The organism is Geotoga petraea, from assembly GCF_900102615.1.
GTDB lineage: Bacteria > Thermotogota > Thermotogae > Petrotogales > Petrotogaceae > Geotoga > Geotoga petraea.
Genome location: NZ_FMYV01000002.1, coordinates 309,800 through 331,951 on the forward strand (window position 1 = coordinate 309,800; position 22,152 = coordinate 331,951).

A 22,152-nucleotide genomic window follows, 5' to 3' on the forward strand; every position below is an offset into this window, starting at 1 on the left:
TCCCCCTTATGAATCATAATGGACTCTTCTATTACCGGTTCTTAGCTGAATAAACGTAAATAAAAGAATTACACCAAATAAAACATATGCTGCAGCACTTGCCTGTCCCATACGTTGTTGGCTGTAGAATTTATCGTAAATATAATAAACAACAGTCAAACCACTATTATTATATGGCCCTGGCATTCCAGAATAAAGTACAAATATTTCAGAGAACACCTTGAAAGCGTTAATCATAGAAACGATCAATATGAAAAATGTTGTAGGGGATAATAATGGCCAAGTTATAAATTTGAATTTTTGCGTAAAACTAGCACCATCAACTTCTGCTGCTTCGTAGTAACTTCTGTCTATATTTTGAAGACCTGACAAGAATATAACTGAGTAATATCCAACTAATTTCCATATAGATATTATCGCTATTGTTGGTATAGTATATGCTTCATCTTTTAACCACAAAATTCTATCTATACCAAACATTGAAAGGATATAATTCAATAAACCGTTGTCATTAAATATCCATTGCCAAACTAAAGAAACAGCGACAACACTGGTTACAAAGGGGATAAAATAAATTGTTCTGAAAAATGTTTTACCTTTTATTTGATTGTTCAATAACAAAGCAATTATAAGTGCAAAGAAGATTGTTATCGGGGTTGATAAAATAACATAATAAGCTGTATTCCACAGAGCTTTGACAAAATCAGCTTCTTGTTTTGCCTGGGATATGTAAGCAAATATTTCATTTACTCCTATCAATTTTGCAAAAATAAAAACACTTACAAATATAAATAATCGGGCCATAAGCTTATCTGGGCTTTTCAAAATAAACCTTTTTGCTAACAATACCGTATAAATTACCAATAAAATAATCGATGCAATTATTCCAAATGTGGAATAAAAGCTTGTTAATATAAGGCCTGCTATTCCTATAAAAGATCCATATTTTATTGCATTTTTATATTTTTTATTTTGTATTTTTTTCATATCTAACAAAAAATGCATTAAAAATATAAAAACCATTACAATTAATAAAGTATTAAAAAATGCAACATCAAAAGACATTTCTATTGGGTTATCAAGTTTGAATAATCTTGTATAATTATCAAAACCAATAAAAATAGGGTTTCCCTGTGTTTGAAAATCCCATTTAAAAAAACTTAAGAAAAAAGAATAAAAAACTGGCCAAAAAATAAATATTGACAGAACTACAAATGCTGGTAATAAATATAGATAAGCTGTAATACTTTCTCTAGCTTTTCTGTAATTCACAGGCTTCAAGGTCGATCTAAAAACTCTTTTTAAAATCAACAAAATTGCAATGATTAAAAAAGTAATAAGAAGAATGCTATACTCTGCAGGAATTCCCATTGAATTTACCCCCCAGGCCTTAAATATTTATGATTTTATTTTTTCATTGATATCTAACATAGTTTTAAGAGTTTCTTCATAAGTAAATTTTTCATCGGTAAGCTGAGTTAGGAATTGGTTTATTTCCTCTATATGTTCTATAGATTTATCTATTTTTGGATTTGATCCTTTTTTGTAAGCTCCTACATCAATTAAATCTTTTGCATCTTGATATATTGCATAAATTTCTTTGATATTTCTGGCAGCTTCTATATGTTCTTTTGATGAAACTGTTGTCATAAGCCTTGATATACTTCCCAAAATTTCAATAGCTGGATAATGAGACGCATCCGCAAGTTTTCTCGAAAGAACAATATGCCCATCTACAATACCTCTTACCGTGTCTCCAATAGGATCATTAATATCGTCAGCTTCTACCAAAACTGTATAAATTGCTGTCATATTGCCTTTCGACGAATTACCTGCTCTTTCGAGTATTTTAGGTAAATTTGCAAAAACACTTGGTGTATAACCTCTTGTAGCGGGAGGTTCTCCAATAGATAATCCAATTTCTCTTTGGGCCATTGCCCACCTCGTCAAAGAGTCAACCATAAGCATAACATTATAGCCCTTGTCTCTAAAATATTCGCTTAGAGAAGTTGCAGTTAACAGTGCTTTCACTCTCATGAGAGCAGGTTGATCAGAAGTAGATACAATAACTATTGACTTTTTTAAACCTTCTTCACCCAGGTCCCTTTCAATGAATTCTCTAACTTCTCTTCCTCTTTCGCCAATAAGGCCTATAATATTAATATCCGCTTCGGTATTCCTTGCAATCATTCCTAATAAAGTACTCTTCCCTACTCCGCTACCAGCCATAATGCTTATTCTTTGACCTTTGCCTAAAGTCAACAGACCATCAATAGCTTTAACTCCAACGGAAATAGGTTCCTCAATTTTTTTTCTCAACAACGGATTTGGTGGATCATTATATAAATTAACATTATCTTTTGCGTTCATTTTTAAATCATCTATAGGTCTACCAAGCCCGTCCAAAACATGTCCTAAAACAGAATCATCTACTTTGATACTAACATTATGTCCGACTTTTTTTACAGGAGCCCCAACATATAGCCCACTTATATCTTCAAAAGGCATCAATAAAACTTTGTTATCAGAAAAACCTACTGTTTCAGCCAACGCTTCTTTATCATTCTTCAACTTTATTTTACATAAATCTCCAACTGCTGAATCCGGCCCTGTTGACTCAATGGTAACTCCTACTATTCTTGAAACTTTTCCTTCAAGTGATAAATAAGGTTTTTCTTCAATTTTCTCTTCAAAACTATCCAAAACTTTTTTAAATTCAATCATTTTCATTAAAAGACTCCTCTAATGATTGCATTATATTTTCTATATAAGATTCTGGTTCTATTTCATAAACTCCCATTTCTGTTTCAACTGTAATTTCATTTTCTTTTAATGAATCATCTTCTTTTATGATAAAAGAGTCAGACATCATGCCTTCAAAAATGTGACCATATTTTTCAGACATTTTTGAATTCATTTTTAAAAGAACTTTTTTATAAGTACTCAATTTATTTCTCAATTTTTGTAATATAAGATTAATCCATTGGGGCTTATTGAATATTTCGTTTTCCAAATATTTTCTTATAATGACTTTAATAGCTGCAACAGAAAATTCGTTTGTATTCTCTATAAAGTAATCTATCTGTGATTGTACATTTTCAATACTATTATTAATATAATTTTTTAGCTCTTCAAGCTGATTTTCATAATTTTTTTGAAAATTTTCTTCAAGTTCTTTTTTCTTGATTTCATATATTTCATCTGTCTGTTTTTTTGCATCTTGTATAATTTCTTCAGCTTTTTTATTAGCTTTATTAATTATAGATTCTGCATTCTCATTCGCTTCTTTTATTTTTTTTAAAATTTCTTCGCTAATTTCATCAGATTCGTTTTTTAACTCTTTTAGCTCTTCATTATTTATATCTATGGGAGAGTCGAGAACCACGTACTTGTTGTTAATTATCCTTTTATTAAACAATTAAATCTTCTCCTCCACCACCAGAAATTATAATTTCTCCTGATTCTTCAAGCTTTCTGATTTCAGATACGATTCTTTGTTGAGCTTCGTCTACGTCTTTAACTCTTACTGGGCCCATAAATTCTAATTCTTCTTTTATAATTTGCGAAGCTCTATTTGACATGTTTTTATATATGATTTCTTTTACTTCATCAGAAGCGCCTTTTAAACTAAGCGTAAGATCTTTTTGATCAACTTCTCTAAGAACTCTCTGAACCGCTCTATCATCAAGTTTAATAATATCCTCGAATACAAACATTCTTTTTCTAATTTCTTCAGAAAGCTTAGGATCCCTTTCAGAAAGTCTATCAAAAATATTTTTACTCACTACTCTATCTATACTATTCATTATTTCAGCCGATACTTCTATACCACCAACTTGAGAAAATGTTTGAACAGTAAAAGAAGATAATCTGTCTTTCATTTTTGATTCCACTTCTTTTACTATATCCGGTGTTGCAGAATTCATAACAGAAATTCTTTTTATAACGTCAACCTGAAATGATTCAGGCAAGTTAGCTATGATTTGTGATGAAGTACTTGGTGGTAAATAACATAATACCAAAGCAACTGTTTGAGGATGTTCATTTTGTAACACATTAACCATTTGAGTTATATCAACCTTTTTCAAAAAGTCAAATGGTTTTACCTGTAAGTTTGAAACTAATCTTTCGATTATTTCCATTGCTCTTTCAGGGCCAAACGCTCTTTCTAAAAGTTGTTTTGCATAATCAACTCCGCCTTTGTTTATAAACTCTTTAACTTGTGCGTATTCAAAAAATTCATTCATTACAGATTCTTTTAAACTTTCATCAACATTTTCTAAATTTGCTATTTCTAATGTCAATTGTTCCACATCATCATCATCTAATTTTTTTAATATATTTCCAGCATTTTCAGTGCCCATTAAAACTAATAAAATAGCAGATTTTTTAATTCCATTTAATTCTTTATTGTCAGCCATTTTTAATCTCTCCTTACTTGGAGTTTAACCATAATTTTATTATCTCAGCCACATCATCCGGTCTTTTTTCCACTATGTCTTCCAATCTTCTTTGAGCTTCTTGTGAAGGTGTATACTCTTCAACTTCTTCTTCACTCTCAGAAACAAATTCTTGTACACGATCTTCAAGTTTTTTCTTTCTTTCTTCAATGAACTTGTATGTTCTTCTTCTTTTAAGAATTCTAGTGAAAACATATAATAAGAAAGTAATTACTACCACTGATATTATTATTGTTATTATCATTATTATTCTTCTATTTCTTTGATCTAATTGTTCTTGATATTGAGCTCTTTGAGTTTCTGCCGTCCTGTTAAAAGCCATAGAAAGTATTGTTATATTTTGATCTGTTGTACCAACTGCTGTTGAAACAGCTTTATTGATTTGAGCTCTCAATTCATCTGTTTCGGTAATATTTGCATTTGCAAAATCTATAAAAACTGTTATGCTTTTATCAGAAATATCTCCAGATTTATCTTGGACAGTTTTTTTGTATATTTCGTTAACATCGTAGTTTCTAATAGTGTTACTACTACTATAAAATTGTCCTGTACTTTCTTGAGTTTCATATGTAAAAGGAGGTATATTTGATGTAGTCCCAGGCGCAGCCCCGCTGCTACCTGAAGAAGAACTCTCTGTTTGAGTTTGTTCTGACAATACTATTCCATTTTCATCAACCACAGGCTCAACTGTTCTTGCTTCTTCTTCTAATTTTTCCCAATTCAAATTTATTTCAGAAATAACAACAACATTTCCTAAACCAAAAACTGATTGCAAATTTTGCTCAACTTTTTTTGAGTAATATTCTTCTATTTCCGCTTTTAATTGAAATTTGGAGTCGGCACTACCAATTTCAGAATTACTCAATTGATCTGTTAGGTTGTTAGAAAAATTGTCTACAACTTTTACATTTTCTTGAGTCAGTCCTTGAACAGAACCTGTTAAAAAATTAACTATTCCTTTTACTTGTTCTTTCTTCATAGTATAACCATTTTCCAGCATTAGGAGAACAGAAGCTTTTGCAATTGAGTTTTCATCTACTTGATAATATGTTCTCGGTGGAATAACTAAATGTACTTTAGCATATTCTACACCTGACATAGAAGAAATAGTATTAGATAATTCTCCCTCTAAGGCAATTTGATAATTTACTTGCTTGTCATAACTGGTTGCTCCAAACCCTTGATTTTGAAGAAGTTCATAACCTTGATTAGTTCCCCCAAGAACCCCTTGAGTAGCCAATCTCATTCTCAATTCTTGAACATTACCATAATCTACATAAATTGATCCATTAGGATTTACATTATATTTTATTCCCATTTCTTCAAGTGTATTTATTATTCTACCACCATTTGCCTCAGTTACACCACCCATCAAAAATTTATAAGTTATTCTTGTTGAAAGAATAACTGTGATAATAATAATAAGTAATATGGCAGAAGCTATCGAAATATAGATAGTTTTTCTATTTTTATCTTGGTTATTCCACCATTTCTGTATTCTTTCAATAATTTCACCCATTTAAATTAACCCCTCTCAATAAATTTGTAACTCAAAAGATATAGTTTTATTAAATAATTCATAACCAACAAAACTCTTTATATTGGAAATAAGAAAACCTGCACCAAAATATGCAGAATTATTTTTTATATCCATTTTGAATATAAAATAATCTCCCAATTTTTTTTGAAAATATAGTTGATTTTCATTATTAAATTTTATTACAAAATATTCCCATGGAAGACCTAACCTTATCACACCGTTAAAATTATTCAATCCATAAGCAAAATTTGTCCTCGGATAATATAAAAACGAGTAGTCTAAATTCATTTCACTTTTTATTATACCATCATTTTTAATAATATTTGTGTTTAGAGATGTGTATAATTCCATTTTTCTATATGCTATATTATAATAGAAATCTGTTTTCAGTTCATTACCTATAAAATCAATTGAAACCCCATAAACTTGCGGTGAATAAATACCTGTATTTTGATAATTTTCTTGAGCTTTTTTTACTTTTAAATAGTATAATTCTCCAGAATCAGTCATTCCCTTATTTTTAATTGTTCCGGGCCCATCATGATAAGCAGCAATTTGTTTTTTTTCTTCACCAAAAATTCTTCTCAAATATCCATGATATTCTAAAGCCCCTTTTAAATTATCATATGGATCAAAAAGATTGTATACGTATAGGTCTTCTGCTGTCATATATTTCATTTGAAGCAAACCAATAGCATTCGATGAAGAAATCGCATGGGTGTAATAATTTGATTCCACTTGCAGTTGACCTCCAATTAAATCTCTCTCTTGAGACCAAACTGTTTTTAAAATATCCTTTGATTCCATAACTTGATATTTATCTACCATACCTAACTCTAAGTGTAAATTTTTATCTGTGTTAAAAGTATAATCAAAATAAGCCCCTGGCTTTAAAAATAAACGGTTGTATTGATTTATTTCAGCAAATATGTTTAAAGAAATGAGAAGCATAAAAATGATGATGAACGTCTTTTTCATCATAGTACCCTCCATAACAAAAACAAGATACAATAGAATTTTTCTATTGTATCATGAATTTATAAAAATTATATATCATCTATTAATTCCATTATAATTGAAGCTATTTTTTCCCCTGTCCTATTTGCTACTGAAATAACATCTTCAGCTGTAACTTCTTCTAATCCTTCTGCAATTGCCATATCAGTTATAGCTGAAAATCCTAATATTTCCATTCCTGCATGTCTAGCAACGATCACTTCTGGAACTGTTGACATTCCAACTAAATCAGCTCCAAAATTTCTCATCATCCTTAATTCTGCAGGCGTTTCAAAAGTGGGACCTGATATTCCAAGGTACACACCAGTAAATATAGGTTCTCCAATTTTTTTTGCTGATTTAATGGCTAAGTCGATCAATCTTTTTGAGTAAACTTCACTCATATCTGGAAATCTTGGTCCCCATTCTTCATTGTTTTCACCTAACAAAGGGTTGTCTCCCATAAAATTAATTTGATCAGTTATTAAACAAGGTTTACCTTTTTCAAAATTAGGATTCATACCACCAGCTGCATTAGTAACAATGAAAGTTTTTATTCCTAATTCTTGCATTACTCTTGTGGGAAATGTAACTTCTTTCATTGTGTATCCTTCATAGTAATGAAATCTCCCATTCATCAGCATAACATTTTTGTTTTTCATCTTACCAAAAATAAGTTCTCCTTTATGACCAGGTGCTGTTGAAACTGGGAAATTTGGAATTTCATTATAACCAATTGATTTTGAATCTGTCAAAGAATCTGCTATACCTTGTAAACCACTTCCTAATACTATAGCAATTTCAGGCTCAATATTAACTTTTCCTTTTAAAAATTCTGCAGCTTCTTTAACTTTTTCTACATATTCTTTCATTTTATAAGACATTTTTATTCCTCCTTTTATTCTATATATCCTATGTAAGGGAGATTTCTATATTTTTCATCATAGTCTAAACCATAGCCTATTATAAAATAATCGCCTATGTCAAAACCCGGAAATTTCACATTTATCCCGTGAGGATGAACATTTTTTACAACTATTGAAGCTATTTCTATGGACGCTGGATTTTGTCTCTCCAAATATTTAATTATATATTTTAGAGTATTTCCTGTGTCTACTACATCTTCAACAATTATCACATGTTTTCCTTCTAAAGATTCTTCAACCCAACTTTTTACTTTAATTCTACCAGTAGTATTAGTTCCAGAATAACTAGATACTTGAATGAAATTATATAGTACATTCATATCTATTCTTTTCACTAAATCAGAATAAAAGTTAATAGAACCCTTCAAAACGCATAAAGCAACTATTTCATCAGTTTTATCTTTATAGTGATCAGTTATTTTTTCCCCAAGTTCTTTCACCTTTAAATTTAACTCTTCTTCAGATATTAGAGTTTTTATAGCCATTTTATACCTCCCTTATTTCTGTAAACTTATGTCTCCTGCATATAATTTTTTTTCATTGTTATTTTTATCTTTAATTAAAACATAATCTGGAGTTATTTCTATCACTCGAGCTGTTTCTGTTGAATCATTAAATTTTACGCTTACAATATCCCCCTTTTTTATGTTTAACCTTTCCAACCATTTTTTTGTGATAATTGATACTGATTTATCTTTTAAATACTTTATATAATACGAATTATAAGCCCTGTGATTTATTTCATATAATAATTTTTCTAATTTAGCTTCTCTACCTATTAATTCTTTCAATGATACTGCTATATCTCTTAATTCATATGGAATTTCATTGTTAACATTCATCCCTACGCCAACAATAATAGCTTCCGGTTTTTTACTTTTTATAATACCTTCAGAAGCAATTCCACAAATTTTTTTGTCATCAACCAATATATCATTTGGCCATTTAATCTTTGCCTTTATGTTATATTTAGTCAAAACATCATAAATAGAAAGCGAAAAAATTCTAACATAATGCCATGGATTCATAGGTCTTTTTGAAGGTTTAAACAAAACTGAATACCATAAACCACCTTTATCTGAATACCAATAATTTCCTCTTCTTCCATAACCTTCAGTTTGCTTTTTTGCAACTACCACTGTTTCTGAAGGAAAATTTTTATAATTCCTTTTTAAATAAGCATTAGTTGAATCAACAGTGTATAATTCAATTGTTCGGTCTCCTATCATATGAACACCCTTTTTTACTTGTAGCTTTTTTTATATAAATTATAACATAATCATTTTATAATCTTGAATATATTTATATAAAATTAATTTTTATTGGTATACCATAATAATAAATTTTCATTCTATTCAATATTACTTTAAAATGATATAATATAATCTGATTTAAGTATAGAAAGGAGAGTCCCATGTCTTTATTAAAAATAGAAAATGTTAAAACAAGAGAAAGGTTTGTACGTTTTGAATATATTTTAACTATACTATTTGTTTTGTTAATGGTTATAGGATACTTTGCAGTTAAATCATCTACACTTAATTCATATTTAGAAGGTACTGAGCAAAGACAATTATTTTTTTATATTATTGGATCAATTTCTTTTTTTATTATTTTATTTCTTCCAGAAAGAACCATAAAAACTCTTATCCCAACTTTATTCTTTGTATTATTTTTCCTTTTAATAGCCGTATTGATAATTGGAGATGAAACAAAAGGTGCACGAAGATGGCTCAACATTGGAACCTTTGGAATTCAACCATCAGAATTTTTTAAATTATCATTAATTCTATATTTATCAAAAGTTTTATCAGATAATTCAAAAACAAATTACTATCTTGTTTCTTTAATCACTATTATGTCTGCTGGACTTATATACTTAGAACCAGACTTAGGTACAACACTAATCATAATTATGATTTGGTTTGTTTTCACTTTCTTGAGTGGTAAGTTTGAAGTCCTATGGAGAATTATACTTTTTTTGGGAGCAGCTTTAGCACCTTTAGCTTTTTTAATTATGGAGGACTATCAAAGAGGAAGAATAATTGGATTTATGTTTCCAAATCTTTATTCCGATTTTTCATATAATACCACTCAGTCGATTAGAGCAATTGCTTCAGGAGGGATTACTGGGACTGGTTATATGAACGGATATATGAATTTGGGTAATTTTGTGCCTGAAGATCATACTGATTTTATTATTTCAGTAATTGGGGAAGAATTTGGATTTATTGGCATTTTTTCTATAATATTTACGTATTTTTTGATAATATGGAGATTGTATAGAGGTTATAAAATGAGTTATGATATTTTTTGGAAATACTTTTACGCAGGGGCTAGTTTTTTGATTTTTTTTCATGTTTTTGAAAACATTGGTATGAATCTTGGAATAATGCCTGTTACTGGCATCCCATTACCAATGATTTCTAATGGGGGTAGCACTATCATTACTTATTCATTGCTTCTTGGGTTAGCTGTAAAAGGGATGATGTTAAACAAAAATTTAAAGAGGTGAGTTTTTTAATGAAGTTATTGGGAGCTGTACCTAATATTTCTGAAGGAAGAAATAAAGAACTTATAGATGAAATAGTTAAATTAGCAGAAAAGTATGACAACATTTGGATTTTAAGTACAAACATGGATGAATATTATAATAGAACTATGCTTTCTATTGCTGGTAAACCTATATGTGTTGAAAACTTTTTGTTTGATTTAACAGAGTTTTGTTCTAATAATATTGATTTAAATAAGCATAAAGGAGAGCATCCAAGGATCGGAGCTGTAGATGTAATACCTCTTATTCCAATTATGGATGTTTCTGAAAAAGAAGCAAGTGAAATTGCGGATAGATTGTCAAAAAGAATTTCTAATGACTTAAATATCCCAATTTATTCTTATGAAAAATCTACTAATAAAAATATCAGAAAACATATAAGCTATATAAGAAAGGGAGGATTTGAATCATTAAAGGAAAAAATGAAAGACGAAAACTGGAAACCCGATTACGGACCAGATAAACCCCACCCAAAGTCTGGAGCTACTATAGTTGGTGTTCGAGATTTTCTAATTAATCTTGATTTTTATATAAATTCAAAAAACAGATGGTTTGCAGAACAAATCAGAAGAGAGTTAATTATGGAAATACCGGGTTCATTCTTCTTGGATAAAAAATCAGATAAAAAATATGTTATTTCTGTAAATGCATCTGTAAATGATGTCAATTTAATTGATCTTTACTTCAACATAAGAAAAATAATAGAACATTTTGAATGTGAACTTGAAAAAATAGAAATTCCTACACCATTAACCTCTTCAATTTTAGTTAATGCTTTTGGACAGATTACTGGTTCAAAGATTGAAAATGCTAAAACTATTGAAGAAATGATTATTAAAAGCTTATGAAGTTTAGAATTATTTACACAGGGGATATAAAAACAAAGTTTATAAAAAAAGGCATTGATCAGTATAAAAAATGGAATGAAAGGTTTTTTAACATAGATTATGTTTGTCTGCCTCTAACTAAAAATCTTGGGAAAATTAGTGATAAAGATTATAAACAAAAGGATTTTCAAAATTATAAGAAATATTTATCTAATTCAACGAACATAATTTTAGATGAAAGAGGAAAATTAATCGATTCAGTTGATTTTTCAAATAAAATTGAAAATTTCAAAACTTATAACAGAAAAGACATAAACTTTATTATCGGTGGCCCTCTTGGCCATAGTGAAGATATTTACAAGTATTCAGATTTTACCTTATCATTATCTACAATGACTTTTACCCACGAAATGGCAGTTTTACTGATTTCAGAACAAATATATAGGGCAAATAAAATATTAAATAACGAAAAATATCATTATTAAGAGGCAGTTTAAGCTGCCTCTTAATTTATAGTTTGTATACTTTTGAATATTTTTCTTTTAAATAATCCATAAAATAATCTACATTTAATTTTTCACCAGTAACTTTTCTCAATAGTTCGTTAGGTTCATATTTTTTACCGTGCTTGTGTATATTGCTTCTTAACCAATTCAATATAGAAGAAAAATCGCCCCTTCTTATCATTTTATCGTAATCTGGGATTTCTTCTTTCATCTTGTGATAAAATTGAGCAGAAAATAAGTTTCCAAGCATATATGAAGGGAAATAACCAAAACTCCCATGAGCCCAATGTACATCTTGCAATACACCCACAGAATCATTTTCTGGTACAATATCTAAATACTCTTTCATCTTTTCATTCCATATTTTTGGTAAATCCTCCACTTTTATTCTTTCGTTTATAAGAGCTTCTTCTATTTCAAATCTTAGCATAACATGTAAATTATATGTAACTTCATCTGCATCGACTCGTATAAGAGATTTTTCAACAATATTTATTGCTTTATAAAAATCCTCTACTGAGACATCTTTTAATTGATCAAAAGTTTTTTGCATTTCCGGATAAAAATATTTCCAAAAATCATAACTTCTTCCTAAAATATTCTCCCAAAATCTGGACTGAGATTCATGAATTCCCATAGAAGCCCCATCATATAAAGGTGTATCGACAAATTCATTTGAAATGCCTTGCTCATATAAAGCATGTCCTCCTTCATGCACAGTGGAGAAAAATGAATCCCTAATATCCTTTTCTTGATATCTTGTTGTTATTCTCACATCACCTGGATTGATTCTTATTGTAAAAGGATGTGCTGCAACATCTAGTCTTCCAGCTTTGAAATTATAACTCATAAGTTCAAGAACTTTTATAGATATTTCTTTTTGCTTGTTTAAATCATACTTTTCAAAAAGAAAGTCTTCTTCAGGTTTTGTACCTTTTTCAGTTAAATCATTTACAAAATCTACTAATCTTATTTTTAAATCTTCAATAATTCCTTTTAATTCTTTTGTTTTCATTCCAGGTTCATACATATCTAACAATGCATCATATCTGTTGCCATCATATCCTAAATATTCTGCTTGTTGAATACTCATCTTTACTATCTTCTCTAAGTATGGTTGAAATATAGAAAAATCATTATTTTTCCTTGCCTCTACCCAATACTTTTGAGCATTAGATGTTGTTTTTGTTAAATCTTTAACAAATTCTTCAGGCAATTTTCTATATCTTTCATAATCCTTTTTTACCAAATCTACAATCCTCTTGTCATTTTCAGATAAATTATCATATTCATTTTTTTGAGTTAATTTATTAATTAAATCTCCCATCTCTTCAGAGGTCTCCATCCTATAAATTTTACCAGATAATTCCCCTAATGTATTAGAGGCATACTCAAAACTTCTTTCTGGAGCACCAGTTTCAAGATCCCAATGCATTAATGACATTATTTGATGATACTTAGAAATGTCTTTTAATTTTTCTTTTAGTTTTTCTATATAACCCATTTTTCTACCCCCTAACATTAATTATAAAATTATTATAACACATTGATTAATTCAATAATAAATATTTTTTCAATTTGTTTATTTATTAATATTCTTTTTTAGTATATAATGTATACGAATGAAAAAATAGGAGGGATACCATGCTTAAAAACTCGAGAAGCACTTACGCAGAAATTAATATTGACAATTATCTTCACAATTTAGAATATATTTCTAAGAAAACAAACACTGAGGTTATGCCTGTTTTAAAGGCTGATGCTTATGGGCACAATAAAATTACCCTTGCAAAATGTGCTGTAAAAGAAGGATACAAAAGGTTCGCTGTTGCTTTTTTGGAAGAAGCATTAGATTTGATAAATAATGATATAAAAAAACCTATTTTAATATTTAACTACATAAACCCTAAATCACTAAAAAGATACACTTATTTTAGTGATTTTTTAATCCCTACAATTCATTCGTTAAACAATTTGAAAACTCTGATCAGCGAATTAGGAGAAGAAATTAATAAATTTAAATTTCATTTAAATTTTAACACTGGCATTAACAGAATAGGTATTCAAGAAAATGAAATTGAAAATATAATAGCTATAATAAAAAACAAAAATATAAATATAGAAGGTATATATTCTCATTACGCTACAGCCGATAGTTTAGATGACTATGTAGATTATCAATATAACAATTTTTTAAGAATTATAAAAATTTTTAAAGATAGAGAAATAGAATATAAATTCAAACACATGTCTAATTCTGCTGCCTGTCTTTATTATCCGGAAAGAAGTTTAGATATAGTTAGACCTGGAATCGCAAGTTTTGGTTTACAACCTTCAAATATAAAAAAAGATGAAAACATAAAACCTGTTATGGAATTAAAAAGTATTGTTGCAAAAATAAACACCTGCAAAAAGGGTGATACAATAGGTTATGGAAGAACCCACATAATAGATAAGAATTCTAAGACAGCTATAATTCCAATAGGATATGCTGATGGGTATCCAAGAATTTTATCTAACAAATCACATGTTCTAATCAAAAACAAATTATATAAAGTCATAGGAAATGTTTCTATGGATCAAATTGTTATAGAAATAAAAGATGATGATATAATGGTTGGAGATGAAGTGATTCTTTTTGGAAAAAAGCCATCTGCTGAACATTTGGCAAATCTTGCTAATACACTTAACTATGAGATTACTTGTGGTGTAAGCAGTAGAGTACCAAGAGTATTTATAAAGGGAGGTTCTTACTTTGAATAATGAGGGAATGTCATTAGGTGAAATGCTTAATAATTCTAATAGCAACGATTTTATTTATGAAAAAATAAATTTTATTAATGAATTAGAACCCGGAACATTTGTTGAAATACAAGGTAAGCTTATCAGTAAAAGAATTCAAAATACAAAAGATGGTAAAAATTTTTTATTGCTTACAATAGCTGATAAAACAGGTTCCTTAAGAGGAATTGATTGGTTTAACCCAGAAAAAAATGAAAAGATAAATCTTGGTGATATTATAAAAATTAGAGGAAAAATAGTAGTTTTTGATTCAAGGCTTCAAATAAATATTGACAAAAATACTGATGCAGTTGAAAAAGTTCCTTATGAAGATATAGAAGAAAACAAATTTTTAGTTGAAAGCAAATTAGATAGTAACCAACTTATCAATAAGTTAAAAAAATATATAGATATGATAAATATTGAAGAATTGAAAAACTCTTTAAATACTATTTTTTTTGATTCTAATTTATCTAACTCTTATAAGAATTCACCTGCCGCAATGTCTATACATCATGCTTATAAACATGGACTTTTAGAACACTCTTTGAGCGTATTAAATATTTCTTTAAAAATTTGTGAAAATTATGATTATAATTTAAATAAAGATATACTAATTGCTGGATCATTATTACATGATATAGGGAAAATAAAAGAATATAAAATAACAAAATCTGGAATAGATAAAACTGACCTTGGAGAAATGATAGGCCACATGAATATAGGTATAACCCTTTTAGAACCCTTTTTGAGCACAGTTAATGAAGATATCAAAAACCATATATATCACATTATACTATCTCATCATGGAGAAATAGAATATGGATCACCAGTATTACCTAAAACTATGGAAGCTATGATAATACACTTTGCAGATAATATTGACTCAAAATTGGTTCAAATAGATCAAACAATCAAAGATACAATAAATGAAAATCCAGACTCAAAATGGACAAATTTTGAAAAAAGACTTGGAAGAAAATTTAAAATTTAACAGTTAGGAGGATTATTTAATGCCAACAAAAAAATCAAAATATGTAGTAATAGTTGAATCACCTGCTAAAGCTAAAACGATTGAAAGATATTTAGGAAAAGACTATGAGGTTATTGCCTCAAAAGGACATATTCGTGATTTACCAAAAAAATCTTTTGGAGTAGATATAGAAAATAATTTTGACCCAGAATTTGAAATTATGCCAGGGAAAAAGACGGTCATTACCGAAATAAAGAAAAAAGTTAAAAATAAAAAAGTTTTACTTGCAGCGGATATGGATAGAGAAGGAGAAGCCATAGCTTGGCATTTAGCTAATATTTTAAAACTTGACGAAAAGGAAAATAATAGAATCATTTTTACTGAAATAACCAAAAGCACTATCAATAAATCTATTAATGAACCTCAAAAAATTGATCTAAAAAAAGTTGATGCGCAATTAGCAAGAAGAATACTTGACAGAATTGTTGGTTATAAAGTAAGCCCTTTAGTTTGGAAAGTTTTGAAAAATTATAAGACTAGTGCGGGTAGAGTTCAGTCTGCTGCATTAAAAGTTATGATAGACAGGGAAAGAGAGATATTCAAATTTAAACCAAAAGAATTTTTCAAAATCTTTCTTGATTATAAAAACCAAAAGATTCCACTCGTAAGGGAAAATGGAAAAAGGTTAAAACAAGAAAATATAGACAAAGAAAAAAAAGATGAAATCTTAAATTATTTGAAAAAAAGAGAAATTTCTTTAAACCAAACCACATCTAAAAAAAATAAAAGAAAACAACCATCCCCTTTTATAACCAGCACACTGCAACAAGCTGCTATTAACTATCTTGGTTGGACTTCTAAAAAAACTATGCAAATAGCTCAGAAATTATATGAAGGTATTGATACTTCTGATGGTCAAATAGCATTTATAACATATATGAGAACAGATTCCACAAGAATATCCGATGAAGCACAAAATAGTGCAAAAAAGTATTTAAAAGATAATTATGGAGAAAAATATTCAGGGAAATATACGCAAAAAAAATCTAAACAAAAAACCCAAGATGCGCATGAGGCAATAAGGCCTACAAATATTTTTATTGATGAAAACAAAGCAAAAAGTCTTTTAAAAGGAGACTATTTAAAACTTTATAAGCTCATTTGGAGTAGGTTTATGGCATCTCAAACATCAGCCTCAATCTATGATGAGACAAAATATATAATATCAGATGAAGATAAAAAATATGATTTTGAAATCACATCCAAAAAAAGAATTTTTGATGGATTTGAAAAATTTTGGAATTATGGAAATTCGGAGATCGAATTTGAAATGCAAGAAGCTGAAAAAGTTGATAAAAAACATTTAAAAACAGAGCAAAAAGAAACTACTCCTCCTTCAAGATTTTCTGAAGCTACATTAGTTAAAGAATTAGAGTCAAATGGTGTTGGAAGGCCATCAACATATTCAACAATAATAAGTACTTTGTTAACCCGAAAATATGTGAATAAATTTGAAAAAAAATATTTAAGGCCAACCATTGCTGGATTCATTGTAAATGACTTTTTAGAAAATAACTTTCCGGAAATAGTGGATATCAATTTTACAGCAAGAATGGAAAAAGATTTAGATGAAATAGAAGAAGGTGAAAATAATTCTAAAAAAGTATTGAATGAATTTTATTCTAACTTTGAAAACTTTTTTGAGAATGCTGAAAAGAAAATAAAAGAAGATAAATTAGACATAAACTACATGAGTGATGTTAAATGCTCAAAATGTGATAGACAAATGAAACTAAATTTTGGAAGATATGGCTTTTACTTGTCTTGTGAAGAAAAAGATTGTAAGGAAACCCAAAAAATACCTTTCTATGCTTATGGAATAACTCTGAATGATAAATTGTACATATCAGAATTTTTGAAAGATTTCAAAGAGAATAATAATGTTGAAATAGGTGAAAAATGTCCTAAATGTGGTTCTGAATTGGTACTCAAAAAAGGTAGGTTTGGAGAATTTATAGCATGTTCTAACTATCCTGACTGTAAATTCACTAAATCAGTTCCTGCAAGAGGCAATTGCCCTGTTTGTGGTTCAGAAGTTGGAAAAATGAAAAGCAAAAGAGGTAAAATATACTTTAAGTGTACAAACAAAGATTGTGGAGAGATGTTCTGGAATGAACCATCTGGTTTCAACGATCCAGAAACTGGAGATCCATTATTCTATTATTATAAACAAAGAGAAGAAAAATTATACAATCCTAAAACAAAAACATTCTATGATAAAGAGGAGATAGAAGAAGATTGAAAATAGGGGTCATCTATGGAGGAAACTCCAATGAAAAAGAAATTTCTATAAAAAGTCTTGAAAATGTTGAAAAGTCTTTAAAAAATTTAGGATATAATTATGAAAAATTTGAAAGTAATGATATACAACTTCATGAAAAGATCATAAACAAAGATCTTATTTTGAATATAGTACACGGTGAATTTGGTGAAGATGGAAAATTACAAGGATATCTAGATATATTTGACAAAAAATACACATCATCTCCATCAGAAACTTGCAACATATGTTTCGATAAATACCTTTTTTACAACATTTTTTTTGAAAAATTGAATATTCCCAAAATGATAAAAACAGATAAATATATAAATCCACCATTTGATTTTCCTTTAATATTAAAACCAAGAAGAGGTGGTTCAAGTAAAGGCATATACATAATCCATGATCAAAGTAATTATAAAAAATATCTCAAAATAAATATAGATACGTTTGGCGACACCTTAATACAAAAATATGTCAAAGGAAGAGAATTCACACTTTCTATAATAGAGAAATCTGGGGAATTCATAATTCTACCTTTATTAGAAATAATACCAAAAAATGAGTTCTATGATTATAATGCAAAATATACTGAAGGAAAGGCAAAATTAACTATAAACCACGAAGTTCATAAAAATTATAAAAAGCAAATTGAAAATATTTTTTTTACTTTAAGAGAAGTTTTATGTTTTAGAGATATGCTGAGAATAGATTTTATAATATCTGAAGAAAAGATATATGTTTTAGAAGTTAACACAGTACCAGGTTTAACAAAATTGAGTGATTTACCAATTTCTGCAAACGCTCACGGAATAAATTTTGATAAATTGATCAATATTTTTATAAATAATCACATAAAATAATAGAGGTGATGTAAGTGAAATTAGAAGGAACAACAATTGTTGGTGTTAGAAAAAACGGAAAAACAGTAATTGCAGGTGACGGACAAGTAACAATGGGAGACACAATATTCAAAGGAACCGCAAGAAAAGTCAGAAGACTTGGGGACGGAAATGTTATTTCTGGATTTGCTGGTTCTGTTGCAGATGCTTTTGCCTTATATGAAAGATTTGAAGGAAAATATAGGGCTTCAAATGGAAATCTTTTAAAAGCAGCTATAGAACTTACAAAAGAATGGAGAATGGACAAAGCATTAAGAAAGTTAGAAGCAATGCTTATGGTAGCTGATAAAGATCATTTATTATTAATTTCAGGAAATGGCGAAGTTATGGAACCAGAAGAAGATATTTTGGCTATTGGTAGCGGAGGAGCTTATGCTCAAGCAGCAGCAAAAGCTTTAACGAGATATACTGATATGGACGCTGAAGAAGTGGCAAAACAATCATTATTAATTGCAGGTGAAATATGTATATACACAAACCAAAACATTACAGTGGAGGTAATTTAATTGTCTGAAAAAGTTTGGGTGTGCCCAACAGATTTGATTAAAAAAAGTTTTGGAAACTTGAAATCTTTCAATGAAATAAAGTTTGTAGACCTCAAACAAATCTTTGAAAATTCATATTTTAAAAACAGAGAAGACGTTGAAAATGATGAAACACTCAGACAATTAATTCCTTATGTCGTATTTCAAAAAGAAACTGGTGAAATTTTAGTTGTTAAAAGGACTAAAAATCAGTCTGAAAAAAGGCTTCACGACAAAATTTCTGTAGGAATTGGAGGTCATATAAACCCCGTAGATGAAGAAGAATATTCAGCAGAAATGACATTTTTCAACGGATTAAACAGAGAGATTAACGAAGAATTAATAATCAACAAATTAAACAAATTGGAATATATTGGAATTATATACGATAGTTCAAATCCTGTTTCCAGAGTACATATGGGCATATTATTTCTTGCAAAAGTAAACGATGCAGAGATAAATGAAAAAGAAAACTTTGAAAGTGATTGGATGCTTCCTTCAGAAATAGTTAAATTAGATACTACAAAGATGGAAGATTGGACTAAAGTATCTTTAAAAGCTTTAGAAGTACCAATAGTGGGAAAAAATGAAAATTAAAGCCCCAGCAAAAATAAATTTATATCTCGATGTTGTTGGAAAGAAAAAAGACGGATATCATGAAATAGTAACTCTTTTCAATACAATTAAAATGCACGATGTTTTAGACATCAATTTTTCTGAAAAAGAATACTTTACATCAAATAAAAATTTCAACATACCTTGGAAAAACAACATCATAAAAAAAACCATAGATACATTTAAAAATGAAACGGGATTCAAATTTAACCTTAATATTTCTTTAGAAAAACATATACCTCAAGGTGGAGGCCTTGGAGGAGGATCAGCAGATGCAGCTGCTGTTCTTCGTTTTTTAAAAGAACCATACCAAATTAGCGACAGCGATATAATCAAAATAGGTGCTAAGGTTGGAGCTGATGTTCCATTTATGATATTTAACGGAACTGCTATAGGTAAATCTATTGGAGAAGATTTAGAATATCTTGAACCTTTAGATTTAGATATAGATATTCACCCTCAAGGAATAGTTATAAACACAGGAGAAATGTACAAGTTAATAGACAAAAATTGGTCAAGTTTAATACACAATGGAAATCCTCATGACTTATACAAAGCGCTGAAAAATAAAGACATTAAAAATATAAAATTTAACTTATTCAATATTTTCGAACAAGTAGTATTCCCTTTGAACCCGAGTATTTACGATAATAAAAATAGGTTAGAAAATAAGAACACTTTTTGTTTAATGTCTGGATCTGGAAGTACTCTATTCACAATAAAAAACATGGTAGATTAATCTACCATGTTTTTTATATAATAATTTGCGATTTCTTCAGTACTTTTATTTTCAAAATCAAACATATAATTGAGTTTTCTGATTATCTCATTACTTATTTTCCCCTTTAAATCTTTCAATACTTCTTGCACGCTATCATCTAACCCTTTTTTTGCAATAATAATAGCTTCATAAGGCGGTAATGCATTTTTGTCATCTTCTATTAAAAATAGTTCGTGCTCAATTACCCTTGAATCAGTAGTAAATCCAGTGATAAAATCTACTTCTTCATTTAATAAAGCTTTATACATTTCATCCGGCTGATATGGAACAATATCTTTAAACTTCAATTTATAAGCCCTGTTTAATGCAGGAAGTCCATCTTTTCTTGTAATATATGGTTTTGGACAGGAAAAAATGTATTTTTCACTATTTTTAGACAACTCAGAAATAGTATTTATATCATCTATTTTTATTTTTGAAGTAATTACAAATCCACTTTCATAATCTAAATCTGTTAATAACATCATATTATCTTTTTCTAATCTTTTAGAAACTCTTTCTAAAACTAAATCATTATCCCAATTTTTCATTTCCTCTAAATTGAATAAAGCATTATATATAGTACCAGAATATTCAATATAAAAATCAATTTCTCCACTTTTAATAGAATTATAGTTAGCTTCAAGTACAGGTTCACTTACTTTTACTTCCGATTCAATTCCTTTTATTTCTAATAATTTAGAAATAATATTTACCAATATTTTCTGTTCGTTAAAAGGTTTTGCTCCAATAATTATTTTATTCATAAAATAACCTCCTTATGTTATAATTTGAAATCATTTCAATTATAACATAATAAGTCTAAATTAAATAAAAAGCTAAAAGCTTTTTCAGATGGAAGAATAGAAATCAGAGATTTCTGTTGTTAGTTGTTGGTTGTTCGTTGTTAGTTGTTGGAAGAATAGAAATCAGAGATTTCTGTTGTTAGTTGTTTGTTGATAGTTGTTAAGATTTTTCTTTCAGAAAAATCGTTGTTAGTAAACTGGGTCCCTCTTAATGATGGGTGCTGTTTTTTGTAGTTAGGTACTTGTTTTTTACCAACAACCAACAACCAACAACTATCAACAAACAACAAACAACAAAAAAGAGCCAACCTTGTGGGTTGACTCTTGAAGTATTGAAGGGGCGAAACCTACTCTTGCACACAATAAGTGTACTACCATCGGCATGAGTTGGCTTAACGGCCAGGTTCGGAATGGATCTGGGTGTGTCCCATCTCATTATCCTCACCCCTAATAACTAACTCACTAGTGCATAATTGTCCAAAGCCTCGGGCTATTAGTATCGCTCAGCTCAATACATCACTGCACTTACACTTGCGACCTATCAATGTCCTGTTCTCGAACTGCCCTTAACTCTTTCGAGCGGGAAATCTTATCTCGAGGTCCGCTTCCCGCTTAGATGCTTTCAGCGGTTATCGGTTACGCACTTAGCTACCCAGCTCCTG

The 22,152-nt window shown here is 29.0% G+C and carries 22 protein-coding genes and 2 rRNA genes; 10 read left to right on the forward strand and 14 right to left on the reverse strand.

Annotated features, from left to right (window positions below):
- Window positions 1-6 precede the first annotated feature (6 nt).
- From BLS00_RS03800 to BLS00_RS03840, 9 genes are all read right to left on the reverse strand, one after another.
- Window positions 7-1,281, reverse strand: coding sequence for a carbohydrate ABC transporter permease (locus tag BLS00_RS03800; RefSeq protein WP_167848977.1), 1,275 nt, complete (start codon window positions 1,279-1,281; stop codon window positions 7-9).
- A gap of 117 nt (window positions 1,282-1,398) precedes the next feature.
- Window positions 1,399-2,730 (reverse strand): flagellar protein export ATPase FliI, encoded by a 1,332-nt coding sequence (gene fliI, locus BLS00_RS03805; protein WP_091402966.1) that lies wholly within the window; start codon window positions 2,728-2,730, stop codon window positions 1,399-1,401.
- A complete protein-coding gene (locus BLS00_RS03810) occupies window positions 2,717-3,418 on the reverse strand; it encodes a hypothetical protein (protein ID WP_091402968.1) in 702 nt (233 codons plus the stop codon). Before BLS00_RS03810 ends, fliI begins: the two co-directional genes overlap by 14 nt.
- Window positions 3,411-4,421 (reverse strand): flagellar motor switch protein FliG, encoded by a 1,011-nt coding sequence (gene fliG, locus BLS00_RS03815; RefSeq protein ID WP_091402969.1) that lies wholly within the window; start codon window positions 4,419-4,421, stop codon window positions 3,411-3,413. Before fliG ends, BLS00_RS03810 begins: the two co-directional genes overlap by 8 nt.
- Window positions 4,422-4,434: 13 nt before the next feature.
- A complete protein-coding gene (gene fliF, locus BLS00_RS03820; protein WP_091402971.1) occupies window positions 4,435-5,979 on the reverse strand; it encodes a flagellar basal-body MS-ring/collar protein FliF in 1,545 nt (514 codons plus the stop codon).
- 15 nt (window positions 5,980-5,994) lie between these two features.
- Window positions 5,995-6,978 carry a lytic transglycosylase domain-containing protein gene (locus BLS00_RS03825; protein ID WP_176759832.1) on the reverse strand — a complete coding sequence of 328 codons (984 nt, stop codon included), beginning with the start codon at window positions 6,976-6,978 and terminating at the stop codon, window positions 5,995-5,997.
- Window positions 6,979-7,046: 68 nt separating this feature from the next.
- Entirely contained in the window at window positions 7,047-7,880 is an 834-nt protein-coding gene (locus tag BLS00_RS03830; RefSeq protein WP_091402973.1) for a purine-nucleoside phosphorylase, read from the reverse strand.
- 14 nt (window positions 7,881-7,894) lie between these two features.
- Window positions 7,895-8,407, reverse strand: a complete 513-nt coding sequence (hpt, locus tag BLS00_RS03835; protein ID WP_091402975.1) for a hypoxanthine phosphoribosyltransferase — start codon at window positions 8,405-8,407, stop codon at window positions 7,895-7,897.
- A 12-nt stretch (window positions 8,408-8,419) separates the two neighbouring features.
- The gene (locus BLS00_RS03840) at window positions 8,420-9,151 is read right to left on the reverse strand and encodes a biotin--[acetyl-CoA-carboxylase] ligase (RefSeq protein WP_091402976.1); all 732 of its coding nucleotides are present in this window, start codon (window positions 9,149-9,151) and stop codon (window positions 8,420-8,422) included.
- Window positions 9,152-9,336: 185 nt separating this feature from the next.
- Between BLS00_RS03840 and BLS00_RS03845 the strand changes: the two genes are divergently transcribed.
- From BLS00_RS03845 to BLS00_RS03855, 3 genes are read left to right on the forward strand one after another with little or no spacing between them, the layout of a single operon-like run.
- The gene (locus BLS00_RS03845) at window positions 9,337-10,437 is read left to right on the forward strand and encodes an FtsW/RodA/SpoVE family cell cycle protein (RefSeq protein ID WP_091402978.1); all 1,101 of its coding nucleotides are present in this window, start codon (window positions 9,337-9,339) and stop codon (window positions 10,435-10,437) included.
- An 8-nt stretch (window positions 10,438-10,445) separates the two neighbouring features.
- Window positions 10,446-11,324 (forward strand): glutamate formimidoyltransferase, encoded by an 879-nt coding sequence (gene ftcD / locus BLS00_RS03850; protein WP_091402979.1) that lies wholly within the window; start codon window positions 10,446-10,448, stop codon window positions 11,322-11,324.
- The gene (locus BLS00_RS03855) at window positions 11,321-11,788 is read left to right on the forward strand and encodes a 23S rRNA (pseudouridine(1915)-N(3))-methyltransferase RlmH (RefSeq protein WP_091402981.1); all 468 of its coding nucleotides are present in this window, start codon (window positions 11,321-11,323) and stop codon (window positions 11,786-11,788) included. Before ftcD ends, BLS00_RS03855 begins: the two co-directional genes overlap by 4 nt.
- 25 nt (window positions 11,789-11,813) lie before the next feature.
- Here the strand turns inward: BLS00_RS03855 and BLS00_RS03860 are convergent, their stop codons facing one another.
- Window positions 11,814-13,313 (reverse strand): carboxypeptidase M32, encoded by a 1,500-nt coding sequence (locus BLS00_RS03860; RefSeq protein WP_176759833.1) that lies wholly within the window; start codon window positions 13,311-13,313, stop codon window positions 11,814-11,816.
- Window positions 13,314-13,453: 140 nt separating this feature from the next.
- On the opposite strand from BLS00_RS03860, the gene alr reads away from it, so the two are divergent.
- The 7 genes from alr to ispE are packed head-to-tail and all read left to right on the forward strand — an operon-like array spanning window position 13,454 to window position 20,663.
- Entirely contained in the window at window positions 13,454-14,572 is a 1,119-nt protein-coding gene (alr, locus tag BLS00_RS03865) for an alanine racemase (RefSeq protein ID WP_091402982.1), read from the forward strand.
- On the forward strand, window positions 14,565-15,584 hold the full coding sequence (locus tag BLS00_RS03870; RefSeq protein ID WP_240724338.1) for a 3'-5' exoribonuclease YhaM family protein: 1,020 nt from the start codon (window positions 14,565-14,567) through the stop codon (window positions 15,582-15,584). The genes alr and BLS00_RS03870 overlap by 8 nt, the downstream gene beginning before the upstream one ends.
- Before the next feature lie 19 nt (window positions 15,585-15,603).
- Window positions 15,604-17,865 (forward strand): type I DNA topoisomerase, encoded by a 2,262-nt coding sequence (gene topA / locus BLS00_RS03875; protein ID WP_091402984.1) that lies wholly within the window; start codon window positions 15,604-15,606, stop codon window positions 17,863-17,865.
- The gene (locus BLS00_RS03880; RefSeq protein WP_091402985.1) at window positions 17,862-18,746 is read left to right on the forward strand and encodes a D-alanine--D-alanine ligase family protein; all 885 of its coding nucleotides are present in this window, start codon (window positions 17,862-17,864) and stop codon (window positions 18,744-18,746) included. Before topA ends, BLS00_RS03880 begins: the two co-directional genes overlap by 4 nt.
- Window positions 18,747-18,760: 14 nt before the next feature.
- Window positions 18,761-19,291 (forward strand): ATP-dependent protease subunit HslV, encoded by a 531-nt coding sequence (gene hslV, locus BLS00_RS03885; protein WP_091402986.1) that lies wholly within the window; start codon window positions 18,761-18,763, stop codon window positions 19,289-19,291.
- Complete coding sequence (locus BLS00_RS03890; RefSeq protein WP_091402988.1) at window positions 19,292-19,906, forward strand: NUDIX domain-containing protein; 615 nt, start codon at window positions 19,292-19,294, stop codon at window positions 19,904-19,906.
- Window positions 19,896-20,663 (forward strand): 4-(cytidine 5'-diphospho)-2-C-methyl-D-erythritol kinase, encoded by a 768-nt coding sequence (ispE, locus tag BLS00_RS03895; protein ID WP_091402989.1) that lies wholly within the window; start codon window positions 19,896-19,898, stop codon window positions 20,661-20,663. Before BLS00_RS03890 ends, ispE begins: the two co-directional genes overlap by 11 nt.
- Here the strand turns inward: ispE and BLS00_RS03900 are convergent.
- The 4 genes from BLS00_RS03900 to BLS00_RS03910 all read right to left on the reverse strand — a co-directional run.
- Window positions 20,660-21,451 (reverse strand): glycine betaine ABC transporter substrate-binding protein, encoded by a 792-nt coding sequence (locus tag BLS00_RS03900; protein ID WP_091402991.1) that lies wholly within the window; start codon window positions 21,449-21,451, stop codon window positions 20,660-20,662. The two genes, ispE and BLS00_RS03900, sit on opposite strands and share 4 nt — an antisense overlap.
- 140 nt (window positions 21,452-21,591) lie before the next feature.
- A complete protein-coding gene (locus BLS00_RS10505; RefSeq protein ID WP_143012938.1) occupies window positions 21,592-21,780 on the reverse strand; it encodes a hypothetical protein in 189 nt (62 codons plus the stop codon).
- Window positions 21,781-21,825: 45 nt separating this feature from the next.
- Window positions 21,826-21,939: ribosomal RNA gene (rrf, locus tag BLS00_RS03905) — 5S ribosomal RNA — on the reverse strand.
- Between the two features lie 23 nt (window positions 21,940-21,962).
- A 23S ribosomal RNA gene (locus tag BLS00_RS03910) occupies window positions 21,963-22,152 on the reverse strand; the annotation flags it as partial.